General features: G+C 72.0%; 13 protein-coding genes. 9 read left to right on the top strand and 4 right to left on the bottom strand.

From position 1 onward, the window contains the following. Positions 1–71 precede the first annotated feature (71 nt). The gene (locus J2S46_RS34920) at positions 72–1,511 is read left to right on the top strand and encodes an RICIN domain-containing protein (RefSeq protein ID WP_229913402.1); all 1,440 of its coding nucleotides are present in this window, start codon (positions 72–74) and stop codon (positions 1,509–1,511) included. Positions 1,512–1,642: 131 nt separating this feature from the next. Further along, positions 1,643–4,099 carry an RICIN domain-containing protein gene (locus J2S46_RS34915; RefSeq protein ID WP_191294532.1) on the top strand — a complete coding sequence of 819 codons (2,457 nt, stop codon included), beginning with the start codon at positions 1,643–1,645 and terminating at the stop codon, positions 4,097–4,099. 84 nt (positions 4,100–4,183) lie between these two features. Here J2S46_RS34915 and J2S46_RS34910 read toward each other — a convergent pair whose 3' ends face one another. The 4 genes from J2S46_RS34910 to J2S46_RS34895 form a co-directional block, all read right to left on the bottom strand. Next, positions 4,184–5,248, bottom strand: a complete 1,065-nt coding sequence (locus J2S46_RS34910; protein WP_191294533.1) for a LacI family DNA-binding transcriptional regulator — start codon at positions 5,246–5,248, stop codon at positions 4,184–4,186. A gap of 251 nt (positions 5,249–5,499) precedes the next feature. Next, positions 5,500–6,534, bottom strand: a complete 1,035-nt coding sequence (locus tag J2S46_RS34905; protein WP_307352294.1) for an ABC transporter permease — start codon at positions 6,532–6,534, stop codon at positions 5,500–5,502. After that, a complete protein-coding gene (locus tag J2S46_RS34900) occupies positions 6,531–8,120 on the bottom strand; it encodes a sugar ABC transporter ATP-binding protein (RefSeq protein ID WP_307352291.1) in 1,590 nt (529 codons plus the stop codon). The genes J2S46_RS34905 and J2S46_RS34900 overlap by 4 nt, the downstream gene beginning before the upstream one ends. Before the next feature lie 141 nt (positions 8,121–8,261). Beyond that, positions 8,262–9,308, bottom strand: coding sequence for a substrate-binding domain-containing protein (locus J2S46_RS34895; protein WP_191290336.1), 1,047 nt, complete (start codon positions 9,306–9,308; stop codon positions 8,262–8,264). A 565-nt stretch (positions 9,309–9,873) separates the two neighbouring features. Between J2S46_RS34895 and J2S46_RS34890 the strand changes: the two genes are divergently transcribed. The 7 genes from J2S46_RS34890 (at position 9,874) to J2S46_RS34860 (ending at position 21,798) form a co-directional block, all read left to right on the top strand. Continuing rightward, positions 9,874–10,824 carry a carbohydrate ABC transporter permease gene (locus J2S46_RS34890; protein WP_073921209.1) on the top strand — a complete coding sequence of 317 codons (951 nt, stop codon included), beginning with the start codon at positions 9,874–9,876 and terminating at the stop codon, positions 10,822–10,824. Next, a complete protein-coding gene (locus J2S46_RS34885) occupies positions 10,821–11,714 on the top strand; it encodes a carbohydrate ABC transporter permease (protein ID WP_229912760.1) in 894 nt (297 codons plus the stop codon). Before J2S46_RS34890 ends, J2S46_RS34885 begins: the two co-directional genes overlap by 4 nt. Positions 11,715–11,770: 56 nt before the next feature. Next, positions 11,771–13,108 carry an ABC transporter substrate-binding protein gene (locus tag J2S46_RS34880; RefSeq protein ID WP_191290335.1) on the top strand — a complete coding sequence of 446 codons (1,338 nt, stop codon included), beginning with the start codon at positions 11,771–11,773 and terminating at the stop codon, positions 13,106–13,108. A gap of 123 nt (positions 13,109–13,231) precedes the next feature. Further along, positions 13,232–14,983: a glycoside hydrolase family 35 protein gene (locus J2S46_RS34875; RefSeq protein ID WP_191290334.1), complete on the top strand. Its 1,752-nt coding sequence runs from the start codon at positions 13,232–13,234 to the stop codon at positions 14,981–14,983. A gap of 553 nt (positions 14,984–15,536) precedes the next feature. Beyond that, positions 15,537–18,191 carry a SpoIIE family protein phosphatase gene (locus tag J2S46_RS34870; protein ID WP_229912775.1) on the top strand — a complete coding sequence of 885 codons (2,655 nt, stop codon included), beginning with the start codon at positions 15,537–15,539 and terminating at the stop codon, positions 18,189–18,191. A 583-nt stretch (positions 18,192–18,774) separates the two neighbouring features. Continuing rightward, entirely contained in the window at positions 18,775–20,220 is a 1,446-nt protein-coding gene (locus tag J2S46_RS34865; RefSeq protein ID WP_307352286.1) for an RICIN domain-containing protein, read from the top strand. Positions 20,221–20,580: 360 nt separating this feature from the next. Continuing rightward, complete coding sequence (locus J2S46_RS34860; RefSeq protein ID WP_191290331.1) at positions 20,581–21,798, top strand: MFS transporter; 1,218 nt, start codon at positions 20,581–20,583, stop codon at positions 21,796–21,798. The last annotated feature ends 94 nt before the right edge of the window (positions 21,799–21,892 follow it).

The following is a 21,892-nucleotide window of genomic DNA, read 5'->3' as shown; positions in this document are numbered from 1 at the left end:
CTGTCATGTTTGCGATGCCACGGCCCAGGAGCTCGTCCGGCTCATGCACCGGAGAACGAAGGTATGAGAACGTGCCGAGATTGCGAACGATCCTGTTCAGCGCCCTGCTGGCGCTGGTCCTTCCGCTCCTGCAGGGAGTGGGCACCGCCCAGGCGGCCACGGTGACGATCACCAACGGCACCCAGTTCAGCGACACCGCCGGCAACCCGGTCCAGGCCCACGGCGGCGGTGTCATCAAGGTCGGCCAGTACTACTACTGGTTCGGCGAGGACCGGAACGCCGACAACACCTTCCGCTACGTCTCGGTCTACCGGTCCAAGGACCTGAAGAGCTGGGAGTTCCGCAACCACGCCCTGACCCAGGCGGCGGACCCGGAGCTGGGCTACGCCATCATCGAGCGGCCCAAGGTCATGTACAACGCCGCGACGCACCAGTTCGTGATGTGGATGCACAAGGAGAACGGCTCGGACTACGGGCAGGCCCGGGCCGCGGTGGCCGTCTCCGGCACGGTCGACGGCGACTACAGCTACAAGGGCAGCTTCCGCCCGCTGGGCGAGATGTCCCGCGACATCACCACCTTCGTGGACGACGACGGCACCGGCTACATGATCTCCGCCGCCAACGAGAACCGGGACCTGCACATCTACCGGCTCACCGCCGACTACACCGCGATCGAGTCCCAGGTGCAGAACCTCTGGGCGGGCCAGTCCCGCGAGGCGCCGGCGATGTTCAAGCGCAACGGCGTGTACTTCCTGCTCAGCTCCACCACCAGCAACTGGGACCCCAACCAGCAGCGGTACGGCACCGCCACCAGCATCACCGGTACCTGGAGCGGCCTGACGGACATCGGCGACGGCGTCACCTACGGCACCCAGACCGCGTACGTGCTGCCCGTCCAGGGCACCGGAGCCACCAGCTACCTGTACATGGGCGACCGCTGGGGCGGCTCCTTCGGCGGGACGGTCAACGACTCCAAGTACGTCTGGCTGCCGCTGTCCTTCCCCACCGACACCACCATGACCATGGGTGCCTCGCCGCAGATCAACGTGAACGCCGCCACCGGTGTCATCACCCCGATGAAGGCCACCTGGGAGAGCCTGACGGGCCGCCAGAGCGGCCGTTGCGCCGACGTGGGCAACTACTCCTACAGCCCGAACGCCCAGGTACTGCAGTGGGGTTGCGGCAACGGTGCCAACCAGAACTTCTGGCTGAAGAACCTCGGCACCGGCTACGTGCAGATCATGGCCCGGCACAGCGGCCTCTGCCTGGACATGAGCGGCGCCTCCACCGCGGACGGGGCGCTCGCCGTGCAGAACACCTGCAACGGCCAGACCTCCCAGCAGTGGCAGGTCCAGAAGGTCACCGGCACCAGCTACGTCCGGCTGATCGCCCGGCACAGCGGCAAGTGCCTGGACGTCACCAACCAGTCCACCGCGAACGGCACCGCCCTGGAGCAGTGGACCTGCGGCACCGGCACCAACCAGCAGTGGCTCCGCACCATCACCCCCTGAGCCGGCGCCCCTGAGCCGGCGCCGCCGAGCCGGCCACCCATCCCCCTGTCCCGCCCCCGTCGACGCCCCTCCACCCCCCGTACGGCGGAGGGGCGTCGTCGTACCCACCCGCCCCCAGCCCAGGAGGACCCGTGTCCCCACGCAAGCAGCCACCCGCCCGTACCCGCAGGACCCGGGCCGGCGCCGGCGCCGCCGCAGTCGCGATCGCCGCTCTCACCGCGAGCACCCTGACGGCCCCGCCCGCCGCGGCGGCCGAGGCCGCCTGGCACGTCACCGTCCGCCTCGACCCGAGCTACCAGCAGCAGCCCTTCCAGGGCTGGGGGACGGCGCTGGCCTGGTTCGCCAACGTCACCGGCGGCTGGCCGGACGCCAAGCGCAACGAGCTGGCCGACGACCTGTACGGCGCGAACGGCCTCGGCTTCACCCTCGCCCGGTACAACATCGGCGGCGGCGACAGCCCCGAGACCCAGCCGTACCTGCGCCCGGGCGCGGCGGTGCCGGGGTACTGGAACCGCCCCGCCGCGTACGGGCCGCCGGCCGGCGGCACCGCCGGCTGGACCGAGACCGCCAACTGGTGGAACCCGGCCGACCCGACGCACTGGAACGCCGACCCCGACCCGAACCAGCTCTGGTGGCTGAAGGCCGCCAAGGACCGCGGCGCCGACACCTTCGAGGCCTTCTCCAACTCCGCGCCGTACTTCATGACCAACAGCGGTCTGGTCTCCGGCGCGTCCAACAGCTGGCAGGACAACCTCCGCGCCGACCAGTACGACCGCTTCGCCGCCTACCTGACCGGGGCGGTGCAGCGCGCGCAGGCCGCCACCGGTGTGACCTTCGACGCCGTCTCCCCGGTGAACGAGCCGGGGACGTCCTACTGGGGCGCCGGCGGCGGGCAGGAGGGCTCCCACTGGGACCCGGCCTCCCAGGAGCACATCATCACCAGCGTCAGGAGCGCGCTGACCGGTGCAGGCCTCAGCACGCCGGTGTCGGCGATGGACGAGACCAACTCGAACCTGTTCCGGGAGAACTGGGACGCCTACGGCGCCCCGGCCCGCGCCGCCGTGGGCAAGCTGAACACCCACACCTACGGCACCGGCGGCAGAACCGGGGCACGCGACATCGCCAAGGGCACCGGCAAGCCGCTCTGGATGTCCGAGGTCGACCTCGGCGGCAGCGGCCCGCAGAGCTTCACCGACATGTCCCCGGCCCTCGACTTCGCCCAGCACATCAACGACGACATCAGGGAGCTGGAGCCCAGCGCCTGGGTGATGTGGCAGGCAGTCGAGGACTACACGAACATGACGCCCGGTCACGAGAACTCCAACTGGGGTCTGATCCAGACCGCCCTCACGTCCACCGACCCGGCCGCCGAGCCCCTGCGCCTGAACAAGAAGTACTGGGCGATGGGCAACTACAGCCGGTTCATCCGTCCGGGCGCCCAGGTCATCGGGACGGACTCCACGAACACGCTCGCGGCCCTGCGGCCCGGCGGTACGGGCGCGGTGGCCGTCTACACGAACTCCACCGGCTCGGACCAGACCGTCACCCTCGACCTGGGTGCCTTCCAGAGCGTCGACACCGCCACCCCGGTGCAGCGGTGGACCACCGACGCCGGCAAGAACCTGCAGCGTGACGGCGACCTGACCGCCACCGCCGCCAAGACCATCACCACGACCGTCGGCCCCGGCTCGGTGACCACCTTCGTGATCCCCGGCGCCACCGGCGTCGACGGCTCGCTGACGACCGACCCGACCACCCAGGTCAGGCAGCTGCTGAACGACAACGGCGGCCTGGCCCTGTCGGCCGGCGCGACCTCGACCGCCGCGCCCGTCCAGCACTCCTCCAACCCCGCCGACACCGCCCAGCAGTGGAAGTTCACCAAGGTCTCCGGCACCTGGGAGAGCACGGCCGCCTACCGCGTCACCAACGTGAAGACCGGCAAGGCGCTCAACGTCAACGCCGGTGTGCTCGGTTTCGCCGCCGCCGGCTCGTCCACCCAGCAGCGCTGGATGCTCTCCACGACCGGCAACGGTCGCAGCACGCTGATCAACAGCGCGTCGGGCCTCCTGCTGGACGTCTCGGGTGCCTCCACCAACGACGGCGCGCCGGTCGGCGTCTACAAGCCGACCACCGGGGACAACCAGTCCTGGAACGTGCGCAGCGCCGCCCCCGACGCCTGGAAGGCCCTGCGGGTGCGCAGCAGCAACAAGTGCGTCGACGTCCAGGGGTCCTCGACCGCGGACGGCGCGCCGACCCTCCAGTACACCTGCGCCGGTGCCTCGAACCAGAAGTGGTCCCTGCGGGCCGCGAGCCCCGGCTACGTGAACGTGGTGGGCCTGCAGAGCGGCAAGTGCCTGGACGTCTCGGGTGTCTCCACCGCCGACAACGCCGCCGTCCTGCTCTACGGCTGCAACGGGGCCGCCAACCAGGAGTGGTCGGTGCGCACCACCGCGACCGGCTACGTCACCCTGATGGCCCGGCACAGCGGCAAGTGCCTGGACGTCTCCGGCGGGTCCCTCAACAACAACGCCCCGCTGGTCCAGAGCCCCTGCACCGGGGGCACCAGCCAGCAGATCAAGGTCGGCTGACGGCCGACGGCCGGGTCGCGCACGGTGTCCCGTGCGCGACCCGGCCGTCCCGGACTGCGGCGTACCCCTCGGGGTACGCCGCAGTCACGCGTTCCCGTCCTGCGGGGCGCGGGCGGAGCTGGCCCGGACGACCAGCTCGGGGGTGACGGAGATCAGCCGGGTGGCGGGGCGCTCGCCGGCCGGCGAGTCGATCTGGTCCAGCAGGAGCGCGACGCACTGCCGGCCGACCTCCTCGAAGTCCTGCCGGACGGTGCTCAACGGAGGGGCGAAGTAGGCCGATTCGGGCACGTCGTCGAAGCCCACGACGCTGACGTCCTCGGGCACCCGGCGGCCTGCGTCGCGCAGGGCGAGCATCAGGCCGAGCGCCATGTGGTCGTTGGCGGCGAAGACGGCGGTGACGTCCGGGCGGGCGGCCAGTTCCTTGCCGATCCCGTAGCCGGACGCGGCGGTCCAGTCGCCCAGCGCGAGCGGCGGGACGGGCGCGCCGGCGTCCTTCAGGGTGGCGTGCCAGGCGGCGGCGCGGCGGCGGGCGGCGTAGGAGTCCTGCGGGCCGCCGATGTGCCAGACGGTGCGGTGACCGAGGCCGAGGAGGTGGCGGGTGGCCGCCGTCGCGCCGGCCGCCTGGTCGGTGTCCACCGAGTGGAAGCGGCGCTCGGGGTCGCCGTCGGCGACGACCACCGGGGTCCCGCCGGGGACGGTGAACCCCCGCCGGTCGAGGATCTGCGCCTCGACGACGATGAGGCCGTCCACGGCCTGCTCGGTCAGCTGGCGGACGGCCTGCTGCACGGCGTCCTCGGTCTGGGCCTCCGCGCAGACCACGTTCACCGAGTACCCGGCCGCCTGCGCGGCGTGCGAGATGGCGGCGAGCGTGCGGGCGTTGCCCTGGGCGGCGAGGTCGAAGGTGACCACGCCGAGCACGTGGAACCGCCCGAGGGTGAGCGCGCGGGCGGCGCTGTTGCGCTGGTAGCCGAGCATCCGCATCGCCGACAGGACCCGCTCGCGGGTCTCCGGCTCGACGTTGGAGCGGGCGTTGGCCACCCGCGAGACGGTCTGCGAGGAGACGCCGGCGAGGGCGGCGACATCGGCCTGGGAGGGAGGGCGCTGCCTGCCTCGGGTGCCGTCGCCGGGCGTCGTCGCTCTTCGTACCATGCCGGTCCTTCCTCGCGTGTCTGCGTGAACATCGTAGCGGTGGGATGCGAAGGACCACGATGCGGGTGGGCGGGGCAAAAGGGAAGGCTGCCGGTCCCCCTGTCTGTGCGGACAGGAGAACCGGCAGCCCGGTGGCGGTACGGCCGACCCTCGGCGGCCTACCGCCGGTCCGTCCTCCCGCCGGCCGGGACCACCACGACTACGGGGTGGCCCCTGGGCGGCTCGGCGGGGGACGGAAGCGCGGGGTGGGGTCAGGCGGGGAGGCCGATGCGGCGTTCGCCGTTGCGGCGTTGCTGGATGACGACGGCGACGACGAGGAGGGCGCCCTGGGCGACGTTCTGCCAGAAGGCGTTGATGCCCTGGACGGTGAGGCCGTTCTCGAGGGCGCCGAGGAGGGCGACGGCGAGGAGGGTGCCGCCGATGCCGCCCTTGCCGCCCTTGAGGGCGGCGCCGCCGAGGGCTGCGGCGGTGATGGCCTTGAGTTCGAGGCCTTCGCTGCCGGAGGTGGGCTGGCCGGAGCCGGTGCGGGCGGTGAGGAGGATGCCGGCGAGGGCGGCGACGACGCCGATGAGGGCGTAGACGGCGACGAGGTATTTGTTGATGTTGATGCCGGCGAGGCGGGCTGCGGTGTCGTTGCCGCCGATGGCGTAGATGTTGCGGCCGATGTCGGTGTACTTGAGGAGGAGGTGGACGGCGAGGGCGACGACGATGAGGATCCAGACCATGACGGGCAGGCCGGCGATCTTGCCGCGGCCGAGGAAGACGAAGACGTCGTTGTTGAGGACGTAGCCCTGGGCGCGGCCGTCGGAGATGAGCTGGGCGAGGCCCTTGTAGGCGGCGAGGCCGGCGAGGGTGGCGATGGTGGGGTTGACGCGGCCGTAGACGATGATGACGCCGTTGAGGATGCCGACGAGCAGGCCGACGCCGACGGCGGCGGCGATGCCGGCGAGGGCGTTGGAGCCGGTGGTGGTGAAGGCCATGGCGCTGACGACGGAGGCGACGCCGGCCTGGGAGCCGACGGAGATGTCGAGGCCGCCGCAGATGATGACGGCGGTCTGGACGACGGCGAGCAGGCCGGTGATGGTGGCGGCCTCGGCGATGACCTGCATGTTGGGGACGCTGAGGTAGTTGTCGTTCAGCACGCCGAACAGGCCCAGGACCAGCACCAGCGCGCCGATCAGGCTGAGGTTCTGGCCGCCCAGCGAGGCCAGCGGGGAACGCCCCCGCTTGGTGGGCCCGTCCGCGGGCCGGTCCTTCACGGCCGGGGTGGGGGTGATGGTGCTCATGAGGATGCTCCAGGGAGGGTGGTGGTCACGGCGGAGGTGGTGGCGCCGGCGAGGTCGTCGGCCATGGCGAGGGCGAGGATGGCCTCCTCGGAGGCCTCGGCTCGGTCGAGTTCGCCGGTGATCCGGCCGTTCTGCATCACGACGACGCGGTCGGCCAGGCCCAGGACCTCGGGCAGTTCGGAGGAGATCACCAGCAGGGCGACGCCCTCCTTCGCCAGGTCGGCGATGATCTGGTAGATCTCCGCCTTGGCGCCGACGTCGATGCCGCGGGTCGGCTCGTCGAGGATCAGGACCTTCGGCTTGCGGGCCAGCCAGCGGGCGAGCACGACCTTCTGCTGGTTGCCGCCGGAGAGCTTGCGGACTTCGTGCTCGATCGAGGGGGTGCGCACCCGCAGCCGGTCGGTGTACTCCTGCGCGAGCTGCCGCTCGGCGCCGCGGCGCACGAACCGCAGCCGGCGCAGCCGCTCCAGGACGACCAGGGAGGTGTTGTCGCGGATGGTGCGGTGCAGCAGCAGGGCCTGGGCCTTGCGCTCCTCGGGGGCCAGGCCCAGGCCGGCCCGGATGACCTCGCCCGGCCGTCCGGAGCGCAGCTTGACCCCGTCCAGGGTGACGGTGCCGCTGTGGATCGGCAGGTCGCCGGCCAGCGCGAGGGCGAGCTCGGAGCGTCCGGCGCCGATCAGGCCGGCCAGGCCGACCACCTCGCCGGCCCGGATCTGCAGGTCGATGCCGCGCACCGCGTCGGTGGTGACGCCTTGGACGTCCAGGACGACGCGGTCGGTGGCGACGTCCTGGCGGACGAACATGGCGGACAGGTCGCGGCCGACCATCAGGCGCACCAGGGCGCCTTCGGTGGTGGTGCGGGCGTCCTGGACGCCGGCCAGGGCGCCGTCGCGCAGGACCGCGATCCGGTCGGCGAGCTGGAAGATCTCCTTCATCCGGTGGGAGACGTAGATGATGGCGATGCCCTGGTCGCGCAGCCGCCGGATGAGGCTGAAGAGGGCGTCGACCTCGTGCTCGGAGAGTGAGGAGGTGGGTTCGTCGAAGGCGATCACCCGGGCCTGCTCGCCGGTGACGGCCCGCATGATCTCGACCAGCTGGCGCTGGGCGGGGGTGAGCCGGGAGCCGAGCAGGTCGGGGTCGAGGACGCCGGCGAAGCCGAGGCGCTCCAGGTCGGCGGTGACGCGGCGGCGCAGCTCGGCGCGGTCCAGCATTCGGCCGGCCTTGCGGGGCAGGGAGCCGGCGTAGACGTTCTCGGCGACCGAGACGTGCGGGATGATCTCGGGTTCCTGCGGGATGATCCGGATGCCGGCGGCCCGGGCCTCGGCGGGGGACGCGAGGGCGAGGCGGGCGCCGTCCAGGGCGACGTGGCCCTCGGTGGGCTGGTGGTCGCCGGTGAGGATCTTCAGCAGGGTGGACTTGCCGGCGCCGTTCTCCCCCATCAGCGCGGTGACCTGGCCGGCCGGGAACTCCAGGGTGACCCCGCGCAGGGCCTGCACCGCTCCGAAGCTCTTGGTGACGCCCAGGACGGCGGCCGCTCCGGTCGGTGGCCGGGACCCCGGACTGGATGGGCCGTGCGCTGCGGTCATGACAGATCACCTCGATGACAAGTGGTACGGGACGGAATACCGGAGGGCGGGGTTGCCGCCCCCGGCCGCGGACGGGGGGCCGCGGGCCGGAGGGCGGCGGGAGCCGGCCCCGCTTGGGGGGCGTCAGGGCCGGCTGGTCTCTCAGCTGCAGGTGACTCCGGCGCTCTTCCAGGTGGAGGCGTCGACCATGGTGGTGGGCGCGAAGGCCTCGGCCGGGAAGTCCTTGCTGTTCTTGAGCTTGTCGTACATGGTCTGGACGGCCAGCGCGCCGACGTCCTTGCCGTTGATGAACAGCGCGGCCTTCATGCCCGAGGGCTTGTCGCCGCTCCAGTTCTTGCAGGCCAGGTAGGCGCCGAGGCCGACGCCGATCACGTTGTCCGCGGAGACGCCCGCGTTCTGCAGGGCCGTCACGCCGCCCTGGACGTTCTCGTCGTTGCAGCCCCACACCACCCAGTGCTTGACGCCCTGGTTGGCGGTGACCGTCGCGGCGATCTTGTCCTGGGCGCCGGTCGGGGTGTTGTCGGTGGCGACGTCGATGTTCTGCACGCCCGGGACGGCGGCGTTGAAGGCGTCCTTGGCGGCCTTGACGCGGTCGCCGCAGACGGTCACGTCCTGCTTCCAGGCCGAGACGATCCGGGTGTCGGCGGCCGACCAGCCGGCCTTCTTGTACTCCTCGGCCGCGCGCTTGCCGACCTCGCCGCCCATCTGGGCGCCGGAGAAGCCGATCCGCGGCACCAGGCTCTCCTTGGCACAGGAGGACGGGTCCGGGCCGGTGGCACAGATCTGGTCGTCCGAGGTCAGCAGCGCGACCTTGGCGTCCTTGGCGGTCTGCACGACCTGCGGGCCGACGGCCGGGTCCGGCACCACGATGATCACGCCGTTGGACTTCTGCGCGACCGCCGACTGCACCTCGCTGACGGTCTTGTTGGCGTCGTTGCCGAGGTTGACGACCTTGAGATCGACACCCAGCTCCGCGGCCTTGGCCTTGGCGCCGGCCGCCTCGCCGACGAAGTACTCCTGGTCGCCCTGCTTCTGCAGGTAGGTGATCGAGATCTTGCCGGAGACCGGCGCGACGGACGCGTCCGAGCCGGAGGTCGACTCCTGGCCGGTGGAGCAGGCGGTGGCCAGGCCCAGCGTCAGGAGGAGGGCGGCGGCGCCGGCAGCCCGGCTGCCATGGGTACGGAACATGGGGACACTCCTAGCGCGTGCACCGAGGCGGTGCTTGCACGGTGAGGGGGAGGGCGGGGACGGGCCACCGTGGGCCGGGCGACCGGACTGGCCGGACATCGGGGAACCAGGCGGGAGCCAAAATAACGATCAGAACTCAACAGATTCCAACGCGTTGGAACAATGACACTCGCCACGCGCTCGTGCGTCAAGCCGGTAAACGGACTGATATCCGCTCGTAACCTTCGAGTTCGCCGCCCGGACCCCCTCCCCGTCACGCGGATGCGGACGGACCTCACGGTCAGCGACCGGACGGCACGGACCGACCGCTCACGAAGCACTCCGCAGCCACCGCCCGAAGCCCCTTCGGGCCCGCTCACCAGGGCGAACTCCCGCACCGGGATGCCGGCGCCACCCTCCACCACGGGGGCCCCCGCAGGTCGTTGGCGATTGCACTGAGCTACCGGCGGGTTTCATCACGAAGGCGCATCACGCCGTGACGACCACTTGACTCCCCCGCCGTCCGCGGTCAAGACTCAACGCCAGCTTCATGTTGGCGTAAACATCAGCCGTGAAGGGCACCCCCGTGAGCACGACGCACCCCCCCGCCCAGTCCACCCCGGCCCGGCCGACAAGCCGGTCCCGGCCGGCACCGCGAGCCCGTCGGCTCGGTCACGGGTCCTTCGGCTACGTCTTCTTCGCCCCGTTCCTGGTCGTCTTCGCGATCGGCATCGCGGCCCCGCTCGGCTACGCCGCCTACCTGAGCTTCTTCCAGGACCGGCTGGTCGGCGGGAACGTCTTCGTCGGATTCGACAACTACACCCGCGCCCTGGGGGACGAGCTCTTCCGGGCCGGACTGTGGCGGGTCACCCTCTTCCTGCTCGTGCAGGTCCCGGTGATGCTGGCCCTCGCCCTGCTGGCCGCCCTGGCCATCGACAGCGGGCGGCTACGCTGGCCGGCGCTGTTCCGCATCGGCATCTTCGTCCCGTACGCCGTACCGGCCGTCGTGGCGTCCCTGATGTGGGGTTACCTCTACGGCGACCGCTTCGGACTCATCCGCCAGGTCGGGGACGCCCTGCACGTCGACGTCCCCCGGCTGCTCAGCGAATCCTGGATGCTGGCCTCCATCGGCAACGTCGTGACCTGGGAATTCGTCGGCTACAACATGCTGATCCTGTACGCGGCGCTGCGCACCGTCCCGCAGGAGCTGTACGAGGCGGCCGAGGTCGACGGCGCGGGCGAGCTGCGCAAGGCCTGGAGCATCAAACTCCCCGCCCTGCGGCCCGCGCTGGCGCTGGCCACGGTGTTCTCGATCATCGGGACGTTCCAGCTCTTCAACGAGCCCAACGTGATGCAGTCGCTGGCCCCGGACGTCATCTCCACCAGCTACACGCCCAACATGTACGCCTTCAACCTGGCCTTCAACGGTCAGCAGTTCAACTATTCGGCAGCCGTCGCCGTGGTCCTGGGCGGGGTGACCGCAGTGGTCGCCTACGCCGTGCAGGCCAGGTCGATGCGGAAGGAACAGAGCCTGTGAGCGTCAAAACCCCTGTCGGCGGCCGAGGGCGCGCTCGGCGCTCCAGCACCGCGCTCACCGTGGCCATGGGGCTGATGCTCCTCTACGCGCTGCTCCCGCTGATCTGGCTGCTGCTCTCGGCCACCAAGGACTCCAACTCCCTGAGCACCAGCTTCGGACTCTGGTTCGGGCACGGGTTCCACCTCTTCGACAACGTGTGGAACGTCCTCACCTACGACGGCGGCATCTACCTGCGCTGGTTCGCCAACACCCTGCTCTACGCGGTGGTCGGCGCCGGCGGGGCGGCCTTCATCTCCACCGCCGGCGGGTACGCCCTGGCGAAGTACCGGTTCCGCGGCCGCAACGCGCTGGCCGCCGTGGTGCTCGGCGCCATCGCGATCCCCGGCACCGCCCTGGCCGTGCCGACCTACCTGCTGTTCAGCAAGCTCGGCATCATCGACACCCCCTGGGCCGTCCTGCTGCCGTCCCTGGTCAGCCCGTTCGGCGTCTACCTGATGCGCGTCTACGCCATCGGCGCCGTCCCGGACTCCATGCTCGAAGCCGCCCGCATCGACGGCTCCGGGGAGATCAGGACCTTCTTCACCATCTCGTTGCGCCTGCTCGCCCCCGGCTTCGTCACGGTGCTGCTGTTCTCCCTGGTCGCCACCTGGAACAACTACTTCCTGCCGCTGATCGTCCTCAGCGACCCTCAGTGGTTCCCCCTCACGGTCGGCCTCAACCAGTGGAACGCCCTGGCGACCGGCGCGGCCGGCAGCGGCGCAACCACCACCGGCTTCTACCCCCTCGTGGTCACCGGCAGCGTGCTGGCGATCATCCCGCTCGTCGTCGCGTTCCTCTTCCTCCAGCGGTTCTGGCAGTCAGGCCTCGCCGCCGGAAGCGTCAAGGAGTAGCGCGTTCCCACCCTCACGTCCGGCCCTTCGCCCCACCACATCAAGGAAGTCCTGCCATGTCCCGTGCAAGCATGCCCTCACGCCGCAGACTCCTGGCACTCGTGCCGGCCGCAGCGCTCGCCTTCACCCTGACCGCCTGCGGCTCGGACGCCGCCCCCGTGGTCTCGGCCGACCCGAGTGCCGCCCTGGACACCGAGACCACGCTGACCTTCTGGACCTGGGCTCCGAACATGGAGAAGACGGTCGCCCTCTTCGAGAAGAAGTACCCGAAGGTCAAGGTGAACATCGTCAACGCCGGCCAGTCGGCGGCCGAGTACACCAAGCTCCAGACCGCCGTGAAGGCGGGCAGCGGCGGACCGGACGTCGCCCAGGTCGAGTACTTCGCCCTGCCCGAGCTCGCACTGTCCAAGCGGCTGGTCAACCTCAAGGAGTACGGCGCGGCGGCCCTGGAGCCCAAGTTCACCGCCTCCGCCTGGTCGCAGGTCGCGGTCGCCGACGGCGTCTACGCCATCCCGCAGGACACCGGCCCGATGGCGATGTTCTACAACAAGAAGATCCTCGACGAGCTGAAGATCGAGCCGCCGAAGACCTGGGCCGAGTTCGAGGCCGCGGCGATAAAGATCAAGGAATCGGACCCGAAGCGGTTCATCACCTCCATCGACCCCGGCGACGCCGGCGGCGTGGACAGCCTGATCTGGCAGGCGGGCGGCCGTCCCTTCCAGCAGAAGGACGCCTCCTCCGTCTCGGTGAACCTGCAGGACGCCGGCGCCAAGAAGACCGCCGACATGTGGACCTCGCTGATCAACCGCAAGCTCGTCGACACCGCCCCCGGGTGGACCAACGAGTGGTGGCAGTCCATGGGCAGCGGCCAGTACGCCATGTGGATCATCGGTGCCTGGGCCCCCGGCAACATCGGCTCCACCATCCCGGAGACCTCCAAGGACTGGCGCGCCGCGCCCATCCCGCAGTGGAACGCGGGCGACACCGTCTCCTCCGAGAACGGCGGCTCCTCCGTCGCGGTGCCCACCACCAGCAAGAACAAGGCCGCCGCCGCGGCCTTCGCGATCTGGCTGAACTCCGACCCGGAGGCCGTCCGCTCGCTCTCGGCCAACGGCCTCTTCCCGGCCACCACGGAGCTGCTGAAGGACCCGGCCTTCCTCGACCAGCCGGTCGCGGGCCTCGGCGGCCAGAAGGCCAACCAGGTCTTCGCCGAGTCCTCCGCCAACGTCGGCAAGGGCTGGCAGTACCTGCCCTACCAGCTCTACGCCAACTCGGTCTTCAAGGACACCGTCGGCCCGAACATCTCGACCGACATCAACACCGGCCTGACCGCCTGGCAGAAGCGCATCACCGACTACGGCAACCAGCAGGGCTTCAAGGTCGCCTCGCCGTGACCCGACGCCGGCGCCGGCCCGGGGTGCGAACCACCCCGGGCCGGCGCCGGCCGGTGACCGCCCCGCGAGCGCCCGCCGGGACGGCCCCGCCGCGCACCCACTTCCCCCAGGAGCACCAGCACCATGCCCGTCCTGCAGATCACCGACGAGGGATTCCGCCTCGACGACCAGCCCTTCCGGATCATCTCCGGCGGCCTGCACTACTTCCGCGTCCATCCCGAGCTCTGGGCCGACCGCCTGCGCAAGGCCCGCCTCATGGGCCTGAACACGGTGGAGACGTACGTCCCCTGGAACCTCCACCAGCCGCGCCCCGACGAGTTCCGCCTCGACGGCGGGCTGGACCTGCCGGCGTTCCTGGACCTGGCCGCCGCCGAGGGGCTGCACGTCCTGCTGCGTCCCGGCCCGTACATCTGCGCGGAATGGGAGGGCGGCGGCCTGCCCTCGTGGCTGCTCGCCGACCCCGACATCCTGCTGCGCAGCCAGGACCCGCGCTACCTGGCCGCGGTGGACGACTTCTTCGGACGGCTGCTGCCGCCGCTGCGCCGCCACCTGTCGACCAACGGCGGCCCGGTCCTGGCCGTGCAGATCGAGAACGAGTACGGCGCCTACGACGACGACACCGCGCACCTGGCGCACCTCGCCCAGCTGCTGCGCCGCTACGGCGTCGACGTCCCGCTCTTCACCTGCGACCAGCCCGGTGACCTGGCCCGCGGATCGCTGCCCGGCTTCCTCGCCACGGCCAACTTCGGCAGCCGCTCGGAACAGGGCCTCGCCGCCCTGCGCGCGCACCAGCCGGCCGGCCCGCTGATGTGCACCGAGTTCTGGATCGGCTGGTTCGACCGCTGGGGCGGCCACCACGTGGTGCGCGACCCCGCCCAGGCAGCGCAGGAGCTCGACACCCTGCTCGCCACCGGCGCCTCGGTGAACCTCTACATGTTCCACGGCGGCACCAGCTTCGGCTTCACCAACGGCGCCAACGACAAGCACACCTACCGGCCGACCGTCGGCTCCTACGACTACGACTCCCCGCTCGACGAGGCCGGCGACCCGACCGAGAAGTACGAGGCCTTCCGCCAGGTGATCGCCAAGTACGCCCCCGTCCCGGCCGAGCCGGTCCCCGCCCCCGGCCCCAGGACCGCCGCCGCCGGCATCCGGCTGGACTCCCGCGCGCCGCTGTTCGCCAACCTGGCGGCGCTCGGCACCGCCGTGGTCTCCGAGCGGCCGCTCACCATGGAGCAGCTGGGCCAGGACTTCGGCTTCGTCCTCTACGAGTGCGCCCTGCCGGCCGCCGGCCCCGTCCTGCTGGAGCCGGGCACCGTCCACGACCGCGCCCAGGTCTTCGTGGACGGCCAGCCGGTCGGCGTGCTGGAGCGCGAGAACCACGAGCACGCCGTGGCCTTCACCGTGCCGCGCGCGGGCAGCCTGCTGAGCGTGCTGGTGGAGAACCAGGGCCGGGTCAACTACGGCAGCGGGATCCACGACCGCAAGGGGCTGCTGGGCCGGGTGATGCTGGACGGCACCGAGCTGACCGGCTGGACCAGCCGGCCGTTGCCGCTCGGCTCGCTCGACGGGCTCACCTTCACCGAGGACGGCCCCGCGCAGGTCGGTCCGACGTTCCACCGCGGCACCGTGCACCTGGACGAGGTCGCCGACACCTTCCTCCACCTGCCCGGGTGGACCAAGGGCAACGTCTGGGTCAACGGCTTCCACCTCGGCCGGCACTGGTCCCGCGGCCCCCAGCGCTCGCTCTACGTCCCCGGCCCCGTCCTGCGCCAGGGGGCGAACGAGATCACCGTGCTGGAGCTGCACGCCGCCCACCGCGCGCTCACCGTCGAACTGCGCGACACCCCCGACCTGGGACCGACCGAGGAGTAGCCGCACCCGCACCCGCACCCGCTCCCGCTCCCGGTGCCGGTGCCGGTGCCGGTGGGGAGCATCGGAACACCCCGTCCGGGGGCCGCGGTCACGGAACGTACCCGCGGCCCCCGGCATTGCGCTGCACGGGGAATCCGCCGGCCCCGGCCCCGGCTCCGAAGCTCCCCCGGCTCCGGCGGCGCCGAACTGCACGAGGGCATCGTGCCTGGTGAGAGCCCTGCCGACCGGGCCGGGCCGCCGATCGGCGGCGCCGGGAACCCGTCCGCCGACGCACCGCGAGGCGCCCTCCCGGTGTCCCGGCCACCGGACCGCTCCTTGCCACCACCCCACCGAAGCGGGATAAATGGGGAGTATGAGCCAGTATTCGGGCACTCTCCGGAGTTGGCTGACCCGCCGTTCCGGCAAAGCCGGCACGGTGGACCCGCCCCCTCCCGAAACCGGCGACCCCCCGCAGCCGGAGGACATCACCGCGGTGGCGCCCCCGGGCGCGCGCCGCCCCCGGCCCCGGCAGACCCCGCGCAGCTTCGCCCGGGAGGTCTTCCTCCTCCAGCTGATGCTGGTGATCCTGCTGGTCGCCGCCGCGCTGGTGGCCGTCGTGGTGCAGACCCGGCGCGACACCATGGCCGACGCCCGGCACCGCACCCTCGCCGCCGCCGAGTCCTTCGCACACGCCCCCGGACTCGTGTCCGCCCTGAACGGCCCGGACCCGAGCGCCACGCTGCAGCCGCTCGCCGAGGAAACCCGCAAGGCCGCCGGCGTCGACGCCCTGATCGTGTACAAGCTCGACGGGATCACCCTGACCCACAGCGACCTCTCGCAGCTGGGCAAGCACGTGATCGGTCCCTACGCGCAGGCCGCCGAGGGCCAGGCCTTCACCCGGACCTTCAACGGCGCGCTCGGCCCGTCGGTGATCTCGGCCGCGCCCGTGAAGGACGCCTCGGGCCAGGTCGTCGGCATCGTCTCCGCCCCGGTCACCGTGGAGTCGGTGCAGAAGACGGTCAACCGGCAGCTGCCCGTCTTCCTGGTCAGCGCGGGCGCGGCCGTGGCCCTCGCCGCGGTCGGCGCGGGCCTGGTCAGCCGCCGGCTGAGCCGCCAGACGCACGGCCTCGGCCCGGCCGAGATGACCAGGATGTACGAGCACCACGACGCCGTCCTGCACGCGGTGCGCGAGGGCGTGCTCATCACCGGGGCCGACGGCCGGCTGCTGCTGGCCAACGACGAGGCCCGGCGGCTGCTGGACCTGCCCGCCGACGCGGAGGGCCGCCCCGTGGACTCGCTGGGCCTGGACGCGGGCACCGCCGAACTCCTCGCCTCCGACCGGATCGCCACCGACGAGGTCCACCTGGCGGCGGACCGGCTGCTCTCCCTCAACAAGCGGTCCACCACGCCCTACGGTGTGCACCGCACGAGCGTGGTGACCCTGCGGGACACCACCGAGCTGCGGACGCTCTCGGGCCGGGCCGAGGTGGCCCGCGGGCGGCTGCGGATGCTCTACGACGCCGGGATGCGGATCGGGTCCACCCTGGACGTCCCGCACACCGCCGACGAGCTGGCCCAGACGGCCGTCCCCGGGTTCGCGGACGTGGTCACGGTCGAGCTGCAGGACCAGGTCCTGCGCGGCGAGGAGCCGAGCGGGGCCAGCACCGAGCTGCGCCGCACCGCCGTCGCCGGCCTCGCGGCGGACCACCCGCTCTACCCGGTCGGCCAGCTGATCCACTTCGTGCCGGGCACCCCCATGGCGACCAGCGTGGCGGACGGCCGGTCCGTGCTGGAGCCGGATCTGGCCGGCTCCCCCGGCTGGCAGGGCCAGGACGGCGCGCGGGCCCGGAAGATCCTCGACTACGGGATCCACTCCCTGGCGGTGGTGCCCCTGCAGGCCCGCGGGGTGGTGCTGGGCCTGGTGAACTTCTGGCGGGCCGGGAACTCCCCGCCCTTCGACCGGGAGGACCTCTCGTTCGCCGAGGAGCTCGCCGGACGGGCGGCGGTGTCCATCGACAACGCCCGGCGCTACACCCGCGAGCACGCGACCGCGGTGACCCTGCAGCGCAGTCTGATGCCCCGCGGCGTGCCCGCCCAGGAGTCCTTGGAGGTGGCCCACCGCTACCTGCCCGCGCAGGCCGGGGTGGGCGGCGACTGGTTCGACGTGATCCCGCTGCCCGGCGCCCGGGTCGCGCTGGTGGTCGGCGACGTGGTCGGCCACGGCCTGCACGCGGCGGCGACCATGGGCCGGCTACGGGTCGCCATCCACAACTTCTCGACCCTGGACCTGCCTCCGGACGAACTGGTGAGCCACCTGGACGAGCTGGTGGCGCGGATCGACGCCCAGGACGAGGAGGGCGAGGACGCCGAGGGCAGCACGCAGCCGGCGATCACCGGCGCCACCTGCCTGTACGTCATCTACGACGCCGTCCGCGGTCGGGTCACCGCGGCCACGGCCGGCCACCCGCCGCCGGCGCTGGTCCACCCCGACGGGACGGTGACCTTCCTCCGCCCGACGGTGTCCCCGCCGCTGGGCCTGGGCGCGGGCATGCCCGTGGAGACCGCCGAGGCGACCCTGCCCGAGGGCTCCCGGCTGGTCCTCTACACCGACGGTCTGCTGCAGAACCGCACCCGTGACCTGGACACGGCGCTGGAGGCCCTGCGGCAGGCCGTGGGCGGGCCGGACCGCCGGCCGGAGGAGGTGTGCGCGGGCGTGATGGAGTCGATGCTGTCGACCCGGCCCGACGACGACGTGGCGCTGCTGGTGGCGCAGACCCGGCTGCTCGCCCCGGAGCGGGTCGCCGAATGGGACGTCGAACCGGACCCGGCGGCGGTCGGCCCGGTGCGCAACGCCTGCGCCCGCAAGCTGGCGGAGTGGGGCCTGGACCACATCTCCTTCGGCACCGAACTCATCCTCAGCGAACTGATCACCAACGCCGTCCGCTACGGCAAGGTGCCGATCCACGTCCGTCTGCTGCTCACCGAGACCCTGGTCTGCGAGGTGTCCGACGGGAGCAGCACGGCCCCGCACATCCGCCGTGCCAAGGACACCGACGAAGGGGGCCGCGGCCTGTTCCTGGTCGCCCGGTACGCCGAGCGCTGGGGCACGCGGTACTCCACCCGGGGGAAGACCATCTGGGCCTCCCAGTCGCTCGACAGCAGCGGGGTACCGGACGACGAGGCCCTGGGCGACATGTTCGCGGGCGAGTGGGACGACCTGGAACTCTGACCCGTGCCTGAGCCGTACGCCGGACGGACCGGCCCGCCGTACGCCCCGTACGCCGAGCCTGTCCGGCCGCCGCCGGGCTCGCCGTTACCCATCCGTGCCCGCCGCCTGCGCACCGTGCATCGCGAGGCACGATTCGGGCGGAAAGCGGACGAACACCGGCAGGGCCCGTCCCGGCCCCAGGGATTCGCAGGGCCGCCCGGGTGCGGTGGCCGCACCCGGGCCGGGCGGCCGGGAGCGTCCCACGCGCAGTGCCTTGACAGACTCCGGCCCTGCTCCCAGACTCTCCTCAACCCGCTGTGTTAGCGCAGACATCACGCTCTCGTCATGGTCTGCGGAACCGGCGCACCACCACGGTTCACCGCCCCCGGCCCACCCCACCCGGAGCGACGGTGCACCGAGCGACCGGCCACCACCGGTACGCCCGCCCCTCCTCGGGACCGCGACCGCCCTCCCGCCCGGCACAGCCGGCCGGCCGTCGCCTCCGCCCACCGCATGACCTCGCACGTCCGTCCCCACCTGCGCCTCCGGGCCGCCCGGAGCACGGACCGGTCATGCCTGAAGTGAAGAGCAAGAGGTAACCCACATGTCTCTCCGCAGCAAGGCCACCGCGGCGCTGTTCGCCGCGCTGGCCGCCCTCCCCCTCTCCCTGGTCGGTGCCGTCGCCCCGGCGCAGGCCGCGCCGGTCAGCATCGACAACGCCACCCAGTTCACCGACCCGAGCGGCAACCCGGTGCACGCCCACGGCGGCGGCGTGGTCAAGGTGGACCAGTACTACTACTGGTTCGGTGAGGACCGGAACGCCGACAACACCTTCCGGTACGTCTCGGTCTACCGCTCCACCGACCTCAAGACCTGGGAGTTCCGCAACCACGCGCTGACCCAGGCCACCGACCCGGAGCTGGGGTCCGCCAACATCGAGCGGCCCAAGGTCATGTACAACGCCGCGACGCACCAGTTCGTGATGTGGATGCACAAGGAGAACAGCGCGGACTACGGGGAGGCCCGGGCCGCGGTGGCCGTCTCCGGCACGGTGGACGGCGACTACAGCTACAAGGGCAGCTTCCGCCCGCTGGGCGAGATGTCCCGCGACATCACCACCTTCGTGGACACCGACGGCACCGGCTACATGATCTCCGCCGCCAACGAGAACCGGGACCTGCACGTCTACAAGCTGACGGCCGACTACACCGGTGTCCAGTCCCAGGTGCAGAACCTGTGGCAGGGCAGCTCGCGGGAGGCCCCCGCGATGTTCAAGCGGGGCGGCGTGTACTTCCTGCTCACCTCCGGCGCCACCGGCTGGGCGCCCAACCAGCAGAAGTACGCCACCGCCACCAGCATCACCGGCTCCTGGAGCGGCCTGAAGGACGTCGGCGACTCCACGGCCTTCCGCAGCCAGACCGCGTACGTGCTGCCCGTCCAGGGCACCGGCGGCACCAACTTCCTCTACATGGGCGACCGCTGGGGCAACTCGATGGGCAAGTCGGTCAACGACTCCCAGTACGTCTGGCTGCCGGTCAAGTTCCCGACCAAGACGACGATGAGCCTGGAGTACTCGCCGCAGATCACCATCGACACGGCGGCCGGAACCGTCAAGGGCATGAACGTGGTCTGGGAGACCCTGGCGGCCCAGCACAGCGGCAAGTGCGCCGACGTGGCCAACTACGACACCTCGGACGCGGTCCAGCTGATCCAGTGGGGCTGCGGCGCCGGCGCCAACGACCAGTTCTGGATCAAGAAGCTCGGTACCGGGTACGTCCAGATCATGGCCAGGCACAGCGGCAAGTGCCTCGACATCGCCGGTGCCTCCACCGCGGACGGCGCACTCGCCGTCCAGAACACCTGCAACGGCCAGCCGTCCCAGCAGTGGAAGCTCCGCGCCACCGACACGGCCGGCTACGTCGAGATCGTCGCCAGGCACAGCGGCAAGTGCCTCGACGTGGTCAACACCTCGACCGCCGACGGCACCGCGCTCGACCAGTGGGCCTGCTCCGGCGGCACCAACCAGCACTGGCAGCGGACCACCGTCTGAGGGTGCACCACAGGGCGACCGCACGGCCCGGTCGTGGACGGCAGGCTCTCCGCCGTCCACGACCGGGCCGGCGGCGCGCCCCGGCGGCGGTCAAACAAAATACGTTGTTGGTATATGTGACTTCTGGTTGAATCCTGAGAACCGGGCCCGCCGTGGTTTCGCCGGGAAGCGCGATCCGCGCGCCCTGCCTCCCGGGTCCGGAAACCGATCCGAGGATTCCTGGGGGAGCACACCGATGCCGAGCACCGCCCCGACCGCCCCGGCCACGGGGCCGGGATCCGTCCCGCCCGCGGACAGCGGATGGTCAGCCTCCCTTGCCACCACCCGCACCCGCCGGCCCGCACCCGCCCGGGTGTCCGGATGAGCGCCGGACCGCAGCTGCGCCGGGCCGCTACGGCCGGCCCGCCGGCGGCCGCGCTGTTCAGCCCGGCGGCGGTGGTCGCCTCCTGCGTCGGCTTCGTCCTCATCGGCGCGCTCCAGGCCCTGTACGGACCGGCGATCCCCGCCCTGCGCGAGGAGTTCGGGCTCTCCCCGTCCGCCGCGGGGCTGGGCCTGAGCGCCCACTTCGTCGGCGGCGTGGCCGGTGTCCTGCTCTTCGACCGGCTGCAGGGCACGCTGGGCGACCGGCGGATCCTGGGCAGCTCGTACCTGCTGATGGCCGTCGGTTCGGCCGGCTTCGCCCTGGCGCCGGCCTGGCCCTTCGCGCTGGCCGCCGCGCTGCTGGCCGGGCTCGGCTTCGGCGGCATCGACTACGGTCTCAACCAGCTCTTCGCGGTGGGCTTCGGGCACCGCTCGGCCGCCATGCTGAACATCCTCAACGCCCACTTCGGGGTGGGCGCGATCCTCGGCCCGGTGCTCATCGGCGCGGTGGGCCCCGAGCACTACCCCGCGGTCTTCCTCGGCTTCGCGCTCGCCGACCTGCCGCTGCTGCTCCTCCTGCGGGGCGTGCGCCCCCGGGAGGCGCGGGCACCGGACGGCGGCACCGCGCGGGCGGACGCCCCCGACGGAGCCGCGAGCCGCAGCCTGCGCACGGTGCTGGCGGCCTTCGTCGTGCTCTACGTCCTGCATGTCGGCATCGAGGCGGGCGTCGGCGGCTGGGAGCCCACCCATCTGGAGACGGTCGGCCACCGCGCGGGTCTCGCCGCCACCGCCACGTCCGTCTACTGGCTGATGCTGACCGTCGGCCGGTTCCTCGTCGCGCCGATGGCGCTGCGCTTCACCGCCCGGGCCGTCATCACCGCCTCCTGCGCGGGGATGACGGCCTGCCTGTTGCTGGCCTCCGTCCCCGGTCTCGCGCCCTACGCCTACGCCGGTGTGGGGCTGTTCATCGCGCCGATCTTCCCGACCGGCCTGCCCTGGCTGAACCGGGCCGCGCCGCAGGCACGACGGGCGGGCGCCCTGGTCGTCGCCGCGTCCATGCTCGGCGGCGTCGCGGCGGGCCCGGCGCTCGGCAAGGCGATCGAGTGGTCCGGGGTGCGCGCCGTCCCGCTGCTGCTCGCCGGGCTCTCGGCGCTGTGCCTGCTGGCCGCGCTGTGGCTGGGGCGCACCACCGGCTCCCCGGCGCGGCAGGGCGGTTGAGCCGTCGCCGGTGCGGCCGGCGGACGTCGGCCCCGGCCGCACCGGCCCCCTGCGGACGGTCCGTCCGTCGCGGACCTGACGTGGTACCAGCCTC

The organism is Kitasatospora herbaricolor (assembly GCF_030813695.1).
Lineage (GTDB): Bacteria > Actinomycetota > Actinomycetes > Streptomycetales > Streptomycetaceae > Kitasatospora > Kitasatospora herbaricolor.
The sequence above is the reverse complement of the archived record's forward strand: the minus strand, read 5'-3'. Positions and strand labels throughout refer to the sequence as shown.